Genomic DNA, 17,209 nt, shown 5'->3' on the forward strand with positions numbered 1-17,209 from the left:
ACCCTTGGCCCCGAGAACTACCCGATTGAAAGACACTGATCCGGACGTTGAACTGCTGGCGCGTATCGGCAATAACGAACCTGCCGCCGTCAACGAAATGGTGACGCGCAAACTCCCGCGTTTGCTGGCGCTCGCCAGTCGGATCCTGGGCGATGCCGATGAGGCCAAGGACGTGGCCCAGGAAAGCTTCCTGCGCATCTGGCGCCAGGCGGCCAACTGGCGCAGTGGCGAGGCGCGTTTCGACACCTGGTTGCACCGGGTCGCGCTCAACCTGTGTCACGACCGCCTGCGCCGGCGCAAGGAGCGCCCGCTGAGCGACGAGGACACGGCAGAACTGGCGGACAGTGCGCCGCCACCGGATGAACAGCTGGAAACCCTGGACCGCAGTGCCCGCATGGCCGCCGCGTTGGCGGCCTTGCCCGAACGCCAGCGCGAAGCCATCGTGCTGCAGTACTACCAGGAGCTGTCGAATATCGACGCCGCGGCCCTGATGAATATCAGCGTCGAGGCACTGGAGAGCCTGCTGTCGCGGGCCCGACGCCAGTTGCGCAGTCAACTTGCCGACACACCCGGGCTTGCCCGCCCAGGAAGGGGAAAATCATGACACCCGAACGCTTTGCTTATCTGGCCGACGTGTACGGGGCGGACCTGCAGCGCTGGCCCGACACCGAACAGCCCGCCGCCCAGGCGTTGCTCGACAGCGGCAATCTGCATGCGCGCGACGCCCTGCAGCAGGCGCGCTGGCTCGACCATCAGTTGGACAGCCATCAACTCGCGTTGCCCGACCCGGCGCTGGTGCGGCAGATACGTCAATCCGCGCCACGCTCATTCTGGTCACGCTACGCCAGCTGGTTATCGCCCGCCGGCCTGGTCGGCGTGGGCATTGCCGGCATCGTCACCGGGATGCTGGTGGCGTCCATGAGCGTGCCGTTGCCCATGTTGTCATCCGAAGTGCTGCCCAGCGTCTTCGACCAGGGCGACGCCGAAGTCGTCTTTACCGTCAACGCTGAGGAAACCGAGCAATGACCGTCAGATCCCTTAAACCGTGGTTGTTCGTTTCGGTGTTGCTCAATGTGTTCTTGATCGGCGGGGTCGGCGGTGGCCTTTACCACTGGATGGCCAGCGCCAAACCGGCGCAAGTGCTGGTCAACCAGCACGGCCTGCGCCAGGCCATGATCAACCTGCCACCGGAACGGCGCAGGGAACTGCGCCAGTTGCTGCGACGCAACAGTGCCGACAGCCAGCCGTTGATCATGGCCGGACGTGAGGCGCGCATGGGGGTGATCAAGCAGCTGGAGGCACCCACGCTGGACCATGAAGTGTTGGTGGCCGAGTTGGCGAAGGCGCGTGAGGCGGATGCAGCGCTAAGGGCGTTGGTGGATGGCACCCTGGCGCAGTTTGCCGGGACCTTGCCGCAGGATGAACGGCAGAAACTGGTGGAGGCGTTGTACCTGCGCGGGCAGGAGCGGGGGAAGAAGCCTCGGTCTTGAGTCCATATCCGTTGCTGCGGTCGCGGTTGCCATGGGTTGCGCTTTTACAGCGGGTCACTTTGGAAAAGAGCCGGAATGCCGGCCCAGCCCAAAGTAACCCAAGGGCTCGCATGGCGACCACGGTCAACCTGTAGAAGCTGGCTTGCCGGCGATGCCGGCACCTGGGTGTTACGCCCAGCCAGGTTCTAAAGGTTCTATGTGGTGAGCGGGTTGACTTACAGGCGTTTGCCCACCAGCACTTCCTGCTCTCGCTCTGCGCTGTTGACGTTCACCGTGCGGGCGAGGCTCACGTTGTTGCCTTCAAACACACATTTCACCCGATCCCTGAATGCGGTCTGCGGATAGATCCAGGTCATCTCCAGCGTCTTTTGATCCAACCAGCGGGCACCGGCCACGATCTGTGCGTGGTTGAATTCATAGCCATGGTGCAACGCACGGCCCGGCATGCTGGTGAGCCCTGTGAGCCAGTGGTCGATGCCGATCTGCAAGCGATGGGTGGCCTGGCTGTCGGTCAGTTCGAAGGTGAGTACATGGCCTGTAAACGCGAACGACAGTTGGCGCACGCCAAGCCCGTTTTCGGCCACGGCAAATACGCGTATCGAATCCTCGGGCGCTGGGCAGTCTGAAACCAGTAGAGGCTGCTCAGCCATGCTCGCCAGCCGTTGCTCCAGCCGTGCATCGGCTTCGGGTTTCACGCTGCAATCCTCGCTGAAGGCTGCGGGAAAATAACGCTCGATAAACGGCACGATCTCTGCCGAGTTTTTCATCCCACCTACCAGCACCAAGGTTGCGTTGTGTTCGCGGTACACCGCGGCCATCTGTACGAACACCCCCAGCGCGCTGAAGGCTGGGCGCGGTTTCATCATCCAGTGGTAGCCGTAGCGGCTGTCGGGGCCGCCCTGGGGTTGGGTAGCGGCCTGGACCCACGCCGCCGGCAATACCTGCCGGCCGTCCCAGACACCGTTCTGGGCATGCAATACCGCCAGTTTCAGCGCCGCCGACACGGGCGCGGTAAGGCCGTTGCCGCCGGGGTTCACGCCGTCCGGGCCGATGTCCCAGGTTTCATTGTGAATATCCAAGGGGATGAACAGGCGTGGCTTGAGGTAGTCGTGCAGGGTTTGGCCGGCGACGCGGTTGATCAGCGCCGAGAGCATGTAGCTGGCCGCGCTGGTGTACACGTATTCGGTGCCCGGCGCGTAGGCCAGGGGGATCTTGAAGAACTCGGCGATCCAACTGGTGCTGATGCTGCGCCACACCGAGCCGGAGGTGTTGCTGGCGTGCCCGGTGCGCATGGTCAGCAGGTGTTCGACAGTCATGTCGGCCAGGCGCGGGTCGGCGTTCGCGGGGACTTCATCGGGGAAGAAACGCACCAGCCGATCATCGAGATTGAGCAAGCCTTCTTGGATGGCCAGGCCGATGGCGCAGCCGGTAAAGCTCTTGGCCATGGAGTGCAGCACGCGTGGCTCATTGGGATCTACCGGCCACGTCCAGCCTTCGGCAACCACGTGGCCGTGGCGGTGCAGCATGAAGCCGTGCAGGTCGAGGCCGGCGGCCTTGACCGCATCGAGAAACGCGATCAAACGGTCGGGGTCAGTACCAAGGCTGCTGGCGCTGGCGCGGGGCAGACCATCGTAGGAAGTCAGGGGCATGAAAAGGCTCGGCAAGGGTGGCGATCAACGGCTGCGGTGTACCAGCCGGGAATAGGAAATCAGCATGCTGGTGAGTTCCTGGCTGACCCCGGTGAGGGGCGCTGAACGGCGGCTGATCAGGCACACATCCCGGGGCGCCAGGGGTTCTTCGATGGCGATGGTGGTGAGTGCGCTGGAAAACAGCTTCATCCCCGGCAGCATGCGCGGTTCGATGGTCAGGTAGTCGGTTTCCGAGACGATGTGCAGGGTTTCCAGCAGCGAGTCGGTGGTAATCGCGATCTTCGGCGGCGCCAGGCCCTGAGTGCGGAACAGCTGGACCAGGCGGTTTTCCGCGCCACCGATGACACCGGTGGAGCGCACGCTGATCCATTGGCAGTCCACCAGTTCCCGCACCGATCTGGCCTGGCCCAACGGATGGCCCTTGCGCGCGATAATGCCGGCGCTGGAGCTGTAGAGACGGTCGATGGACAGGTCGATATCGGTGACATTCGGTGCCAGCGGGCACAGCACGAAATCCAGGCGACCATCGCGGACCTTTTCGACCAGGCCCTTGGTGGTGCCGCTGGCCACGTGCACCTGGATGCGCGGGAAGCGTTGGGTGAAGTTGCTCAGCACCGGCACCAGCAGCTCGGCCAGGGGCTCGGAGGTCACGCCCAGGTCGATATGGCCTTCGGGCTCGCCTTTCCAGGGTTGCAGGTCGAGCAGCGCGCGTTCGCAATCGAGGGTGATGGAACGGGCGCGCACCAGGAACACTTCGCCAGCCGACGTCAGGTTGATGCCTTGGTTCGAGCGTTGCAGCAAAACCACGCCGAGTTCTTTTTCGAGGGTCTGGATCGATTGGGTCAGGGTGCTTTGCGCCACATCCAACTGGCGCGCGGCAGAGCGGAAACTGCCTTTTTCGACCACGGCACAGAACGCACGAAGATGGGTGAGTGTCATGAAGGACGGCCTCGGGTTTGAGCATTTGAACCATTGAATACCCGCCAGCTTATCTGATGGCTCCAGGTGCGCACAGATCGGTTTGGCCGATCAGGTTCATTATTTCTGAACGCGCGCAAACGGCTCCGGGCCCCGATTTTTCGGTAGGCTGGGGGCAGGTTGTGAACGGCTCGGAAGGTGATCGGAAAAGCCGAGCCTGATCACCTGGAGCGTTCTTCTCAAGCTTGCCGCGTGAAGAATAAGATCGGTCCAGGAACATTCGCCGACCGTGAAGGCGACTAAAACAACAACAACTATCCAGGTGTTCGGCCGTGCCTCTTTTTGGGTCCTGCCAGCGTCCGAACCCCAAGCGTAAGGATCATTTAAGGTGCATTTATCATGAACAAGACTTTAATCCTGGCAGGCGCTTTGTCTGCGGCGCTGGCGGGTACTGCCCACGCCGAAAGTGTGTTGAAGGTGGCGCTCAACGCCGATATCCGCAGCACCGACCCCGGTGTCAACCGTGACACCAACTCCGACGCGGTGATCATGCACCTCACCGAAGGGCTGGTGGCCTTTCGTGAAGACGCCACCGTCGGCCCGCTGCTGGCCAAGGACGTGCAGGTGTCCGACGACGGCCTGCGCTACACCTTCCACCTGCGCGACGGGGTGAAGTTCCAGAATGGCAAGGCGCTGACCTCCGCTGACGTGCTGTGGACCTGGAAGCGCTTCCTCGACCCCAAGACCCAATGGCGCTGCGCGCCTGAATTCGATGGCCATGGTGGCGCCAAGATCGTCGACATGAGCGCCCCGGACCCACTCACCGTGGTGTTCACCCTCGACAAGCCCAATGGCCTGTTCCTTACCAGTACCGCACTGCCGGAGTGTGGCGGCAGCGGCATCCTCTCCTCGGACTCGCTCAACGCCGATGGCAGCTGGAAGGCCCCGGTCGGCACCGGCCCGTTCAAGCTGGGCGAGTGGAAGCCCGGTCAATACGTCGAACTGCTGCGTAACCCCAACTACAGCGCCCGCGATGAACAACAGCCCGATGGCTACACCGGCAACAAATCCACCACCCTCGACCGCGTGCGCCTGCTGGTGATCCCGGACCCGGCCGCCGCCAAAGCCGCCTTGCTGTCGAAAAACGTCGACTTGCTGATCGACGTCACCCCGCTGGACGCCACCGAACTGGCGGCCAACCCCGGCGTGCGTGTGACCTCCAGCGGCACCATGTCGGTCAACGCCTTGCTGTTCCAGACCCGCGACCCGCTGCTCAAGGATGTGCGCCTGCGCCAGGCCATCGCCCATGCCCTGGATTCGGCGCAAATCGTCGAAGCCCTCACCGGTGGGCGTTCCAAGGCCAACAACTCGATGGTCGCCAGCGGCAGCCATTACCACACGGCCGTCGAAGACCAGGGCTACACCTTCGACCCGGCCAAGACCGCGCAGTTGTTGCGTGAGGCTGGCTACAAGGGCGAGCCGATCAAACTGATCGTCAACAAACGCTACGCCGCGATTTTCGACATGGGCGTATTCGTGCAGGCCATGGCCAAGGCCAGCGGCATCAACCTGGAGCTGGAGACCCTGGAGTGGGGCACGCAACTGGAGCGCTACCAGAGCGGCAACTACCAGATGATGGCGTTCCCGTACTCCGAGCGCCTCGACCCGGCCCTGAGTTTCGATTCGATGACCGGCGACAAAGACAAGGAAGCCCGCAAGGTCTGGGACAACCCCCAGGCCCGTGAATGGCTGCGTGAAGCCCAGCGCGAAGGCGACATTACCAAGCGCCAGGCATTGTTCGATCAACTGCACCAACAGATGATCAAGGATGTGCCGATGATCCCGATGTACAACGGCAACGCGATTGCCGCCAGCCGTGACTACGTCAAGGGCCTGCGCACTTGGCCGGTGTCCAAGCCGCGCCTGTGGACCGTCAGCGTCCCTGCTTCCGGGAGCAATTGAGGATGTTTCGTTTTATCTCCCAACGCCTGGCGATGTCTGTCCCGACCTTGCTGCTGATCTCGCTGATGGTGTTCGCGATCATCCGCCTGGTGCCTGGTGACCCGGCCCTGCTGATGCTTGGCGACATGGCCGACGCCCATAGCCTGGAGGTCGCGCGTGCGTCCCTGGGCCTGGACCAGCCGCTGCCATTGCAGTTTGTAATCTGGTTGAAGGCGGTGCTCAGCGGCGACCTTGGGCATTCGATCACCACCAATGAGGCGGTGCTACCGCTGATCCTCGATCGCTTCCAGGTGAGTGCCGGGATTGTGTTGGTGTCGGTGTTGCTGGCTGCCTTGATTGCGGTGCCGGCCGGCTTGCTGTCGGCGTGGAAGCAGGACAGTGCACTGGACTTTGGCGTGGTGTCGACCGCCACGCTGCTGCTGTCGATCCCCAGTTTCTGGCTCGGCCTGCTGTTGCTGTATGCGTTTGGCATCAAGCTGGGCTGGTTGCCGGTGGTGGGTTACGTGTCGTTCGGCCAGTCACCGTGGCAGGCCTTGAGTTTCATCGTGTTGCCGATCGTCACCCTGACCTTGGTGGAGCTGGGTGCAATCACCCGCATGGCGCGGGCCAGTGCCATCGAGGTGTTGCGCCTGGAGTACATCACCCATGCCCGCGCCAAGGGCCTGTCGGAACGTGCGGTGCTGTGGCGCCATGCGTTGCGCAACTCGTTTGCACCGACCCTGACCCTTATCGGCCTGATCCTCGGCAACCTGCTCAGCGGCATTGCCGTGCTGGAAACCGTGTTCACCCTGCCGGGCATCGGCCGCCTGATGGTCGACGCCATCTACGCCCGTGACTACCCGGTGCTGCAGGGCTGCCTGCTGCTGGTGACCTTTGTCTATGTGCTGGTCAACCTGTTGGTGGACCTGCTGTACCCGCTCTTCGACCCCAGGGTTAAGTTATGAATAAGCCACTGCCTGTTGCACCCGAGGTGCTACTGCCTGCACCGGTGCGTGCCCCCAGGGCCTGGCGCGTGCCGCCGTTGAATGCGCTGATCGGTGCGTTCCTGTTGGGCTTGCTATTGATCATGGCCGCGCTCGGCCTGGTATGGACGCCCCATGATCCGCTGGCGCTGAACCTGCTGGCGCGGTTGCAGGCGCCGACCGCCGCGCACTGGCTGGGCACCGATGAATACGGCCGCGATGTCTTGAGCCGCTTGATGATCGGCGCGCACACCAGCCTGTGGGTGAGTGTGCTGACGGTGAGCATGGCGATTATCGCCGGCACCTTCCTCGGCTTGCTGGCCGGCTTCCTGCGCGGCTGGGTCGACCGTGGCCTGATGATGATCAACGACGCGCTGCTGGCGTTCCCCGGCATCCTGCTGGCCCTGGGCTTGATGGCGATCATCGGTCCGAGCCTGTACGGCATCGTCTTCGCCTTGAGCCTGGCCTATACGCCGTCGGTGGTGCGGGTGGTGCGCGGCACGGTGTTGTCGCTGCGCGAGAAGGAGTTTGTCGAGGCTTCGCGGGTGATCGGCAACTCCGAGCTGTACACCATGCTGCGCCATATTGCGCCGAACTGCGTGGCGCCGGTGTGCGTGCTGGCCACCAGCATGTTCGGCTGGGCGATCCTCGCGGAAAGCTCCCTGAGCTTCCTTGGCCTGGGCGTGCCGCCACCGGCGGCGACCTGGGGCAACATGCTCGCGGCCAGCCGGCCGTATATCGCCACGGCCAGTTGGCTGGGGCTGTTTCCCGGTGTCTGCATCGCCATGGCGTTGCTGGCGTTCAACCTGTGTGGCGATGCCTTGCGTGACCGCCTTGATCCACGGATGAGTAAATGACCATGACTGATGTATTACTGGCAGTCGATCACCTGAAAATCCGCGTCGGCACCCACGGCCCGCTGGCGGTCAACGACCTGAGCTTCACCATCGCGCCGGGGGAAATCGTCGCGTTGGTGGGCGAGTCCGGCAGCGGCAAGACCATGGCCGCCCGCGCCGCCATCGGCCTGCTGCCGCCACCGCTGCAACACTGCGGCGGCCAGGTGCGGTTCCAGGGCCATGACCTCAACAGCCTCAAGCCCGAGCAACTGCGCCAACTGCGCGGGGCCAAGATCGGCATGGTGTTCCAGGAACCCATGGTGTCGTTGAACCCGTCCATGAGCATCGGCGAGCAAATGGCCGAGGGCCTGCGCCTGCACACCAAGCTCACGGATGCGCAGATCCGCGAACGCAGCCTGGAGATGCTCGGCCATATCGGCATCAAGGACGCCGAACGTTGCCTGGCGGCGTTCCCTCACGAGTTCTCCGGTGGCATGCGCCAACGCATCATGCTCGCTTCGGTGATGCTGCTGCGCCCGGCGCTGCTGATTGCCGACGAACCCACCACGGCCCTGGACTGCCTGGCGCAACTGGACGTGTTGAAGCTGATGCTCGACCTGACCCGCGAGCAGGGCACGGCGATTCTGTTTATCAGCCATGACCTGTCCCTGGTGGCGCGCTACGCCGACAAGGTGGTGGTGATGCGCGAAGGCCGTGCGGTGGAGCAGGGCACCATTGAGCAGATCCTGCTGGCGCCCAAGGCCGAGTACACCCGCCAGTTGCTCGAAGCCTTGCCGCGCCGTGGCGTGTTGGCGGACTTGCCCCAGGCCGACGGCCCGCTGCTGACGGTCCGCGACGTGTGCATCGAACACCCTGGCCCGCGCAGCCTGTGGGGCCGCACGCCGTTCAAGCGCGTGGTGCATTCGGCCAACCTCAGCATCGCACCGGGCGAAACCCTGGCGCTGGTGGGCGGCAGCGGCTCTGGCAAGACCACCCTGGGCCGCGCGATTGTCGGCCTGAACAAAGCCTGTGCCGGGGCCATCGAGTTTGAGGGCGTGGACATCCTCAAGTCCGGCAACCGCGAACACCGTTTGCAATGCCAGATGATTTTCCAGGACCCGTATTCGTCCCTCGACCCGCGCATGAAGATCGGCGACATCCTCGCCGAACCGCTGCGCCATGTACCGGGCATGAGCGCCGAGCACAAGCGTGAACGCGTCACCAGGACGCTGCTGGATATCGGCCTGGCCGAGCAGTTTGTCGACCGCTTCCCGCATCAATTGTCCGGTGGCCAGCGCCAGCGTGTCGCCATTGGCCGCGCGCTGGTGCGCCACCCACGGTTGGTGATTGCCGACGAGCCGATCTCGGCCCTGGACATGACCATCCAGAAGCAGATCCTGGAGCTGTTCGAACGCCTGCAGGCGCAGTACGGCTTCGCCTGCCTGTTCATCTCCCACGACCTGGCGGCGGTGGAGCGCATCGCCCACCGGGTCGCGGTAATGAGCGAGGGCAGGGTGGTGGAAATGGGCGCGCGGGATGAGATCTTTGACCGCCCGCAGCACCCCTATACCCGCAAGCTGCTGGCCGCTGCCAGCCCCTTGGAGAAACTTGAAAACGGTGGCTACCGCATTCGCCAAGGCCCTGTACCGCTAGCGCTGTAACCCAGGACTGACGTCACCCGCCGCGCAAATCGCCGATTTGCGCGAACGGCGAAGCCATGCCCGAAGAACAATAAAAACCCCCAACCATGACACTGCCAGGAGCTTAAAAAAATGAAAAAATCCCTGACTCAACTCATCACCGGCGTGGGCGTCGTGAGCAGCGGGTTGATCCCGTTCGCCGCCCATGCAGATTTCATCAAGGACAGCAGCGGTACGCTGGAATTGAAGAACTACTACTTCAACCGTGACTACCGCGAAGAAGCCAGCCAGTCGGTGCGCGCCGAATGGGCCCAGGGCTTTCTGCTGGGGATCAAGTCCGGCTTTACCGAGGGCACGGTAGGTTTTGGCCTGGACGCCATGGGCATGCTCGGCCTGAAGCTCGACTCCAGCCCGGACAAATCCGGCACCGGCTTGCTGCAACGTGACAGCGACAAGCGCGCTTCCGACAGCTACTCCAAGCTCGGCGTGACCGCCAAGGCACGCTTCGCCAAGAGCGAACTGCGCGTGGGCTACCTGGTGCCGGATCTTCCGACCCTGCAACCCAATACCAGCCGCCTGTTCCCGCAGTCGTTCAGTGGCACGCAGCTGGTGTCCAATGACATCAGCAACCTCAAGCTCAGCCTCGGTCAGTTGGACCAGGCCAAGGACCGCGATTCCACCAACTACGAAGACATGAAGCTGACCACGGTCAGCAAGGTCTACAAAAGCACGGCCCTGAGCGATCAGTTCCGCTTCGCCGGCGGCGATTATTCGCTGACCCCCAACACATTGCTCAGCTACCACTACGCCGCGCTCGACAGCATCTACCACCAGCAATACGGCGGCTTCAAGAACAGCTTTGGCCTGGGGCCGGGCAGCCTGAAGACCGACGTGCGCTACTTCAAGGCCGACAAGGACGGCGCTGGCCTCGCGGGTGATGTCGATAACCGCGCCTTGAGTACACGCCTGACCTACCAGTATGGCGGCCACAGCATCGGCGGCGGCTTCCAGCGGCAGTTCGGCACCACGCCGTTCACCTACCTGGATGGTTCGATCAGCTACCTGTTCACCGAGTACCAGTTCACCAACTTCACCCAGACCAAGGAGCGCGCCTGGCACGCTCGCTACGACTACAACTTCGCCGACCTGGGCCTGCCGGGCCTGCTGTTCGGGATCAAGTATGCCAAGGGTGATTCGGCCGAGGTGATCGGCTTCAACGGCGAAGGCCGTGAATGGGAACGCGATCTGGACATCAGCTACGTGGTGCAGACCGGCCCGTTCAAGGGGGTGTCGATGCGTTGGCGCAACGCCCTGGCCAAGGGCAACTTCTACAACGACGTCAACGAGAACCGCGTGCTGCTGGGCTACACCCTGGCGCTCTGGTAAGCGTGTGTCTGAGGCTTAGTTGTGATGAGCGGGGCAAGCCCGCTCATCACACTGTCCCCGATCGGCATCACAACTGATCGGTTTTGCAGATCAAGATAGCCCCGGCCGCCCTTACAGGCGATCACCCGGTCTCGATACTCTTTTCAACAGCATCTTTTCTCCAGAACCATCACTCGAATATCGAGACTCCTGCGTTATGAAACTTAATCAACACCCCTTGCTGCAAGCGACACAAGGTACCCACAGGCACGTGGAAAGCGAGCATTACGGTGCAGTGGGTGCGGGTCGAAAAATCTATATCCAGGCGGCGCTGCATGCCGATGAAACCCCAGCGATGCTGGTGGCTGCGCACCTGCGCCGGCAACTGGCCGCGCTGGAAAATGCCGGCCGCCTGAATGCGCAGATCGTGCTGGTGGCCGTGGCCAACCCGGCCGGTCTGGGCCAATACATCATGGGCGCGCCTAGCGGACGCTTCGAGCTGGGCAGTGGGCGCAATTACAACCGTGGTTTCCCGGTGCCGTACGCGGAAATCGCCAGCCGGATCGAACACCTGCTCAGCCAGGACATCGACGCCAACCGTGAACTGATCCGCCAAGCCTGGGGCGAATGCCTGCGCGCCGCCCAGCCGATGGACGAATACCAGTCGCTGCAACAGACCCTGATGCTGCTGGCCCACGATGCCGACATCGTGCTGGACCTGCACTGCTCCCGCGAAGCGGCCATGCACCTCTACACCGGCGAATCGGTGTGGCCGACCATCGAGCCGTTGGCGCGCTACATCGGCGCCGAAGCGACCCTGCTGGCTACCGATTCCCAGGCCAATTCCTTTGATGAAGCGCTCTACCTGCTGTGGGTGAATCTGCGCGAGCGGTTTGGCGAGCGATTCCCGATCCCCGACAGCAGCATCGCCGTGACCGTGGAACACCGTGGCCAGCGGGATGTGTCGTATGAACTGGCAGACCATGACGCCACTGCGATCATTGATTACCTGACCCACCTGGGCGCCATCGAAGGCACCCCACGACCGTTGCCCGCCTTGCGCAACCCGGCCACGCCGTTGGCGGGCAGCGAGCAGTTCTATGCGTCGAGCGCCGGGGTGCTGGTGCACCGCGCGGCGGTGGGCAGTCGTATTGAAGCGGGGCAGGCGTTGTTCGATATCGTCGATCCCCACAGTGGCAAGACCGTGACGATCAACAGCCACACCACCGGCGTGTTGTACATGCGCCGCGATGTGCGCTTTGTGAAGCCGGGCGATCCCTTGGGCCGCGTTTCCGGCGCCACGCCGATCCGCAGCGGCAAGCTGCTGAGTGCGTGAATTGAAAGGCGATCACTGTAGGCGCCGGCGTGCCGGCGATAGCGGTGTGTCAGAAGTACCGCCATCGCCGGCAAGCCAGCGCCTGCAGTAGATCCTCACTATTTTTAGATTTTTATCAGGCAGGACACTCCATGCACCCCAACCCGGCAATCACCCTCGAAAACCAATTCTGCGCCCACAACTATTCGCCGTTGCCGGTGGTCATCGTCAAGGGCGAGGGCGTATGGGCCATTGGCGATGATGGCAAGCGCTACCTGGACATGATGTCGGCCTATTCAGCCGTCAGTCATGGCCATGTGCACCCGCGTATCCGCGCCGCCGCCGTGGCGCAGATCGACAAGATCAGCGTGGTGTCGCGCGCGTTCTACAGTGAGCCACTGGGTAACTTCCTCAAGACGCTGTGCCGCATCAGCGGCTTCGATTCGGCATTGCCGATGAACAGCGGCGCCGAAGCCGTGGAGACCGCGATCAAGGCCGCCCGTCGCTGGGGCTATCGGGTCAAGGGCATCGCCGCGAACCAGGCGAAGATCGTGGTGGCCGACAACAACTTCCACGGGCGCACCTCGACCATCGTCGGCTTCTCGTCCGAGCCGGACTACAAGGCGGACTTCGGTCCGTTCTGCGACGGCTTCACCGAAGCGCGGTTTGGCGATATCGAGAGTTTTCGCCACGCCATCACGGCTGATACCTGCGCGGTGCTGATCGAACCGATCCAGGGCGAAGCCGGTATTCGCGTGCCGCCGGCCGGGTTCCTGCGTGAGCTGCGTGCACTGTGCGACGCCACCAACACCTTGCTGATCCTTGATGAAATCCAGTCGGGCCTGGGCCGCACCGGCAAGTGGTTTGCCTTCCAGCATGAAGGCATTCGCCCGGATGCGCTGATCCTTGGCAAGGCGCTGGGTGGCGGGATCATGCCGGTGTCGGCGTTTGTCGCGGACCATTCGATCATGGACCTGTTCGATGCCGGCAGCCATGGTTCGACGTTTGGCGGTAACCCCTTGGCGGCGGCCGTTGGCCTGGAAGCCCTTAACGTGCTGGAAGATGAAGGCTTGATCGATAACAGCGCGCAATTGGGCCACTACCTGGTGGAGCGCCTGCGGGCGATGAATTCCCCGGCGGTCCGGGAGGTGCGTGGTCGCGGTTTGTGGGTGGGGGTGGAGCTGGACCGTGATGCCCGGCCGATTTGCGAAGCGTTGCTTGCCGAAGGCCTGCTGACCAAGGAGACCCATGAAAACGTGCTGCGTATCGCGCCGCCGTTGTCCATCACCCGTGAGGAACTGGATTGGGGCCTGGCGCGTATCGAGCGGGTGTTCGGCCAACTATGAGCGACGCTCTGAACCATCTGGACATTGGCGGGCAGCGTTACGCCTATATCGATCTGCATAAACTGCTGACCCCGGTGCAGCTGCATCGGCTGCCTTATTGCCTGCGCATCCTGGTGGAAAACATCGCCCGTTGTGCCCCGGCCTCATTGCCGTCGGTGCTGGCGCGAGCCACCGGCAGCGGGCCGGACTGCGAGGTGCCATTCCAGCCCAACCGCCTGATGTTTCACGACACCACCTGCCTGCCGGCCCTGGCGGACTTTGCCGGCATGCGTGATGTGGTCGCGGAGCTGGGCGGCGACCCGACGGCGGTGAACCCGGCGATCCCGGCCGTGTTGACCATCGACCACTCGGTGATTGTCGAGCACTACGCCGAAGCCGGCGCGGTGGACGCCAACCTCGACATCGACTTTCGCCGCAACAGCGAGCGCTACCGGTTTATCAAATGGGCCGAGGCCAGCCTGGACAACTTCAAGGTGATCCCGCCGGGGACGGGGATCATCCACCAGATGAACATGGAATCCATCGCCCAGGTGGTCTGGGAAAGCCCGGCCGCCGAGGGTGGCGTGCTGCTGCACCCGGACTGCATGGTTGCCACCGACAGCCATACGCCGATGATCAATGCCATCGGCGTGCTGGGCTGGGGCGTGGGCGGGCTCGAAGGGCAGGCGGCGATGCTCGGTGAGCCGGTGCCGATTGCCTTTCCCCAGGTCGTGGGGATTCGCGTCAGCAATGCCTTGCGGGCCGGTGTGACGGCGACGGACCTGGCCTTGAGCGTGACCGAGTTGCTGCGCCAGCGCAGCATGGTCGGCAAGTTTGTCGAGTTCACCGGGCCGGGGCTGGCGTCGTTGAGTTGGGCGGCGCGGGGCACCGTGGCGAACATGGCGCCGGAGTATGGCGCGACGGTAGTGTTTTTCCCGTTTGATGACGAGACCCTTGCCTACCTGGAATTGAGTGCGCGGCCGGCGCCATTGTTGGCCAAGGTGTCGACCTATATGGCGGCACAGTCGCTGTGGCGCCAGGCCGGCGAGCCCGAGCCGCAGTTCGATGAACTGATCGAGCTGGACTTGGCCCGGATTGAACCCAGTGTGGCCGGGCCACACCAACCCCATCAGCGCCAGTCGCTGGCGCAGGCGGGCCCCTCGTTTCATCAGCATGTGCACGCTGAGGCCGGGCAGCAGTTCTTCGAGCCGTCCTTTGAAGCGCCGTTGACCCACGGCGCGGTGGTAATGGCGGCGATCACCAGTTGCACCAACACGGCCAACCCGGCGCAGATGATCCAGGCCGGATTGCTGGCACGTCGTGCACGGGCACGCGGCGTGGGGCGCAAACCCTGGGTGAAGACTTCGCTGTCGCCGGGTTCGCGGGTGGTGGCGGACTATCTGGATGCGGCGGGTTTGTTGGAGGATTTTGCGGCGCTGGGCTTCGACCTGGCGGGCTTTGGCTGCATGACCTGTATCGGCAATTCCGGAAGCCTGGAGGCTCATGTGGAGGCCTTTGCCGAGCAAGGCCTCAAGGGTGTGGTGGTGCTGTCGGGCAATCGCAATTTCGAAGGACGGGTCAACCCCAAAGTCCCCGCCGGGTACCTGGCCTCGCCGGCGCTGTGCGTGGCCTATGCGATTGCCGGGAGCATTGATATCGACCTGTCCAGCAGTCCGCTGGCGTTGGATGCCCAAGGCACGCCGGTGTACCTGGAGGAGCTGATGCCCAGTGATGCCGAGGTGGCGGCGCACGTGGCGCAGGTGGTGCGCCCGGTGTTGTTCCAGCAACGCAGTGAACTGCTCTGGCAGGGCACGCCGCACTGGCAGGCGCTTGAGGCCGACGCCAGCGTGAGATTTGCCTGGAACCCGGATTCCACCTATTTGCGCCGCCCGCAGTACCTGGCGCAGGTGCCGCCCGTGCCGGCGGCGCGCCTGTCGGTGCGCAACGCGAGGGCGTTGGTGGTGCTTGGTGATAACGTCACCACGGACCATATTTCACCGGCGGGCACCATCCCTTCCGAGAGCCTGGCCGGTGCCTGGCTGCGCGAAAGGGGGGAGGCCGAGGCGGATTTAAACCAGTACTCGACACGGCGCAGCAACCACGAAGTGATGGTGCGCGGGGCCTTCACCAACCCGCGCTTGAACAACCTGCTGGATCCGACACAAACACCACGCCGAGGTGTGTGGGCGTGGAATGCCGACCACACGGACTACCAGCCGTTGTACCTGGCCGCGCAGAGCTACGCCGGCACGCCCACCGTGCTGTTTGCCGGGAGCAACTACGGCGCCGGTTCCAGCCGGGATTGGGCGGCGAAGGTGCTGAGCCTGTTGGGGATCAAGGCGGTGGTGGCGCGCAGTATCGAGCGCATTCATCGCAGTAACCTGATCGGCATGGGCGTGTTGCCGTTGGTGTTCAGCGCCGGGACGACGGTGCAGGACCTGGCGCTGGATGGCAGCGAGCGCTTGACGTTCCTGGGGCTGGAACACCTGCAGGTTGGCGAGAACCTGATCACCCTGCAGATCGATCGCGCCGATGGCCGTGTTGTCACGCACCGGCTGGTTTTGCGCCTCGACTCGTTGCAAGAGCTTGGGTACCTTGAGCACGGCGGCGTGCTGCCGTTTGTGATCCGCAAGACCGTGCAACGAACCCGCCCAGGAGCGCTCGATGATTGATCCCGCTGTACTGCAACAACTGGCCCCCGATGGCGTGCTGCGTGCCGCCATCAACTTCGGCAACCCGGTGCTGGCGCAACGCGGCGCGGGTGGTGAGCCACAGGGGGTGTCCGTGGCGTTGGCCAAGGCCTTGGCTGAAGAGCTGGGTGTCGAGTTGGCGCTGATCACCTTCGAGGCGGCGGGCAAGGTCTTTGCTGCGCTGGCCGAGGATGCCTGGCGCGTGGCGTTCCTGGCCATCGAGCCGGTACGTGAGCAGGAGATCGCGTTCAGCGCACCTTACGTGGCGATCAAGGGCACCTACCTCGTGGCGACGGATTCGCCCTTTACCCACATCGCCCAATTGGATGCAGCGGGTCGACGCATCGCCGTCGGCCAAGGCGCAGCCTACGACCTGTACCTGAGCCGTACGGTGGCGCATGCCGAGCTGGTACGGGCGCCTACGTCGGCAGCAGCGGTGGACTGGTTTATCGCGCAAGGTCTGGATGCGGCGGCGGGGGTGCGGGACTTTCTGCGCACCCGCGTGAGCGCGCAATGGCGCCTGGTCGAGGATGACTTCATGACCATCCGCCAAGCCATGGCGGTACCGGTGGCGCATGCAGCCGCTGCCGCGTTCGTCAGGTCCTTTGTCGAACGGCAGAAAGAGAAGGGTGTGGTAAAGCGAGGTCTCGAGGCCAGCGGGCAGAGCGCTGAATTACAGGCGACGTAGAAAGGATTTGACGATGTGCCGGGTGGCGTCGGTGGTGTCCAGTTCATCCACGGCGCCATAGGCGTACCACTGGCAATCGATGATTTCGTTGCACGGCCGCGCGTCGGCGATGTTCACCACCGAGGCCTCGAACACATGGTGTACGGTGTCGCGGGCCTTGAGCTCCTGCAGGTACAGCAAGCCGTCCACATTCAACCCGGTTTCTTCTTTCAGCTCGCGTTCGGCCGCGCCGACCGGGCGCTCGTTCCGTTCGACCTTGCCGCCCGGCAATGCCCATTTTGACCTGGCCTTGCGCACGAAGAGGATATGTCCCTCGTGTTCGCAAATGACCGTTGCGCGTATTTTCATCGTCTGTGCCCCCGCAGCGGG

Annotated in this window: 15 protein-coding genes; 12 read left to right on the plus strand and 3 right to left on the minus strand. The window is 63.6% G+C overall.

Annotation, left to right across the window (positions count from 1 at the left end; translation table 11 throughout):
* Positions 1-25 precede the first annotated feature (25 nt).
* From QMX97_RS16465 to QMX97_RS16475, 3 genes are read left to right on the plus strand one after another with little or no spacing between them, the layout of a single operon-like run.
* Positions 26-604 (plus strand): RNA polymerase sigma factor, encoded by a 579-nt coding sequence (locus QMX97_RS16465; RefSeq protein WP_201144142.1) that lies wholly within the window; start codon positions 26-28, stop codon positions 602-604.
* Positions 601-1,026, plus strand: coding sequence for a hypothetical protein (locus tag QMX97_RS16470; protein ID WP_213550733.1), 426 nt, complete (start codon positions 601-603; stop codon positions 1,024-1,026). The genes QMX97_RS16465 and QMX97_RS16470 overlap by 4 nt, the downstream gene beginning before the upstream one ends.
* Positions 1,023-1,490: a periplasmic heavy metal sensor gene (locus QMX97_RS16475; protein WP_065906345.1), complete on the plus strand. Its 468-nt coding sequence runs from the start codon at positions 1,023-1,025 to the stop codon at positions 1,488-1,490. The genes QMX97_RS16470 and QMX97_RS16475 overlap by 4 nt, the downstream gene beginning before the upstream one ends.
* A 215-nt stretch (positions 1,491-1,705) precedes the next feature.
* Here QMX97_RS16475 and QMX97_RS16480 read toward each other — a convergent pair whose 3' ends face one another.
* Positions 1,706-3,139, minus strand: a complete 1,434-nt coding sequence (locus QMX97_RS16480; RefSeq protein ID WP_282397270.1) for a serine hydrolase — start codon at positions 3,137-3,139, stop codon at positions 1,706-1,708.
* Between the two features lie 24 nt (positions 3,140-3,163).
* A complete protein-coding gene (locus QMX97_RS16485; protein ID WP_065906350.1) occupies positions 3,164-4,078 on the minus strand; it encodes a LysR substrate-binding domain-containing protein in 915 nt (304 codons plus the stop codon).
* 378 nt (positions 4,079-4,456) lie between these two features.
* Here QMX97_RS16485 and QMX97_RS16490 point away from each other — a divergent pair, with 378 nt between their 5' ends.
* From QMX97_RS16490 to QMX97_RS16530, 9 genes are all read left to right on the plus strand, one after another.
* Positions 4,457-6,019 carry an ABC transporter substrate-binding protein gene (locus QMX97_RS16490; protein ID WP_065906351.1) on the plus strand — a complete coding sequence of 521 codons (1,563 nt, stop codon included), beginning with the start codon at positions 4,457-4,459 and terminating at the stop codon, positions 6,017-6,019.
* 2 nt (positions 6,020-6,021) lie between these two features.
* Positions 6,022-6,963 (plus strand): ABC transporter permease, encoded by a 942-nt coding sequence (locus QMX97_RS16495; protein WP_282397271.1) that lies wholly within the window; start codon positions 6,022-6,024, stop codon positions 6,961-6,963.
* Entirely contained in the window at positions 6,960-7,838 is an 879-nt protein-coding gene (locus tag QMX97_RS16500; protein ID WP_016977188.1) for an ABC transporter permease, read from the plus strand. The genes QMX97_RS16495 and QMX97_RS16500 overlap by 4 nt, the downstream gene beginning before the upstream one ends.
* Complete coding sequence (locus QMX97_RS16505; RefSeq protein WP_106804203.1) at positions 7,835-9,478, plus strand: ABC transporter ATP-binding protein; 1,644 nt, start codon at positions 7,835-7,837, stop codon at positions 9,476-9,478. The genes QMX97_RS16500 and QMX97_RS16505 overlap by 4 nt, the downstream gene beginning before the upstream one ends.
* A 111-nt stretch (positions 9,479-9,589) precedes the next feature.
* The gene (locus tag QMX97_RS16510; RefSeq protein WP_065906358.1) at positions 9,590-10,843 is read left to right on the plus strand and encodes an OprD family porin; all 1,254 of its coding nucleotides are present in this window, start codon (positions 9,590-9,592) and stop codon (positions 10,841-10,843) included.
* A 196-nt stretch (positions 10,844-11,039) separates the two neighbouring features.
* The gene (locus QMX97_RS16515; protein ID WP_213550723.1) at positions 11,040-12,158 is read left to right on the plus strand and encodes a succinylglutamate desuccinylase/aspartoacylase family protein; all 1,119 of its coding nucleotides are present in this window, start codon (positions 11,040-11,042) and stop codon (positions 12,156-12,158) included.
* A gap of 131 nt (positions 12,159-12,289) precedes the next feature.
* Entirely contained in the window at positions 12,290-13,483 is a 1,194-nt protein-coding gene (gene rocD, locus QMX97_RS16520) for an ornithine--oxo-acid transaminase (protein ID WP_282397272.1), read from the plus strand.
* On the plus strand, positions 13,480-16,134 hold the full coding sequence (acnA, locus tag QMX97_RS16525) for an aconitate hydratase AcnA (protein WP_282397273.1): 2,655 nt from the start codon (positions 13,480-13,482) through the stop codon (positions 16,132-16,134). Before rocD ends, acnA begins: the two co-directional genes overlap by 4 nt.
* A complete protein-coding gene (locus QMX97_RS16530) occupies positions 16,127-16,840 on the plus strand; it encodes a transporter substrate-binding domain-containing protein (RefSeq protein ID WP_065906367.1) in 714 nt (237 codons plus the stop codon). Before acnA ends, QMX97_RS16530 begins: the two co-directional genes overlap by 8 nt.
* Here the strand turns inward: QMX97_RS16530 and QMX97_RS16535 are convergent.
* Positions 16,826-17,188, minus strand: a complete 363-nt coding sequence (locus QMX97_RS16535) for an NUDIX domain-containing protein (RefSeq protein ID WP_282397274.1) — start codon at positions 17,186-17,188, stop codon at positions 16,826-16,828. The two genes, QMX97_RS16530 and QMX97_RS16535, sit on opposite strands and share 15 nt — an antisense overlap.
* Between the last annotated feature and the right edge of the window lie 21 nt (positions 17,189-17,209).

It is taken from the genome of Pseudomonas sp. PS01298, from assembly GCF_029959745.1.
GTDB lineage: Bacteria > Pseudomonadota > Gammaproteobacteria > Pseudomonadales > Pseudomonadaceae > Aquipseudomonas > Aquipseudomonas aylmerensis.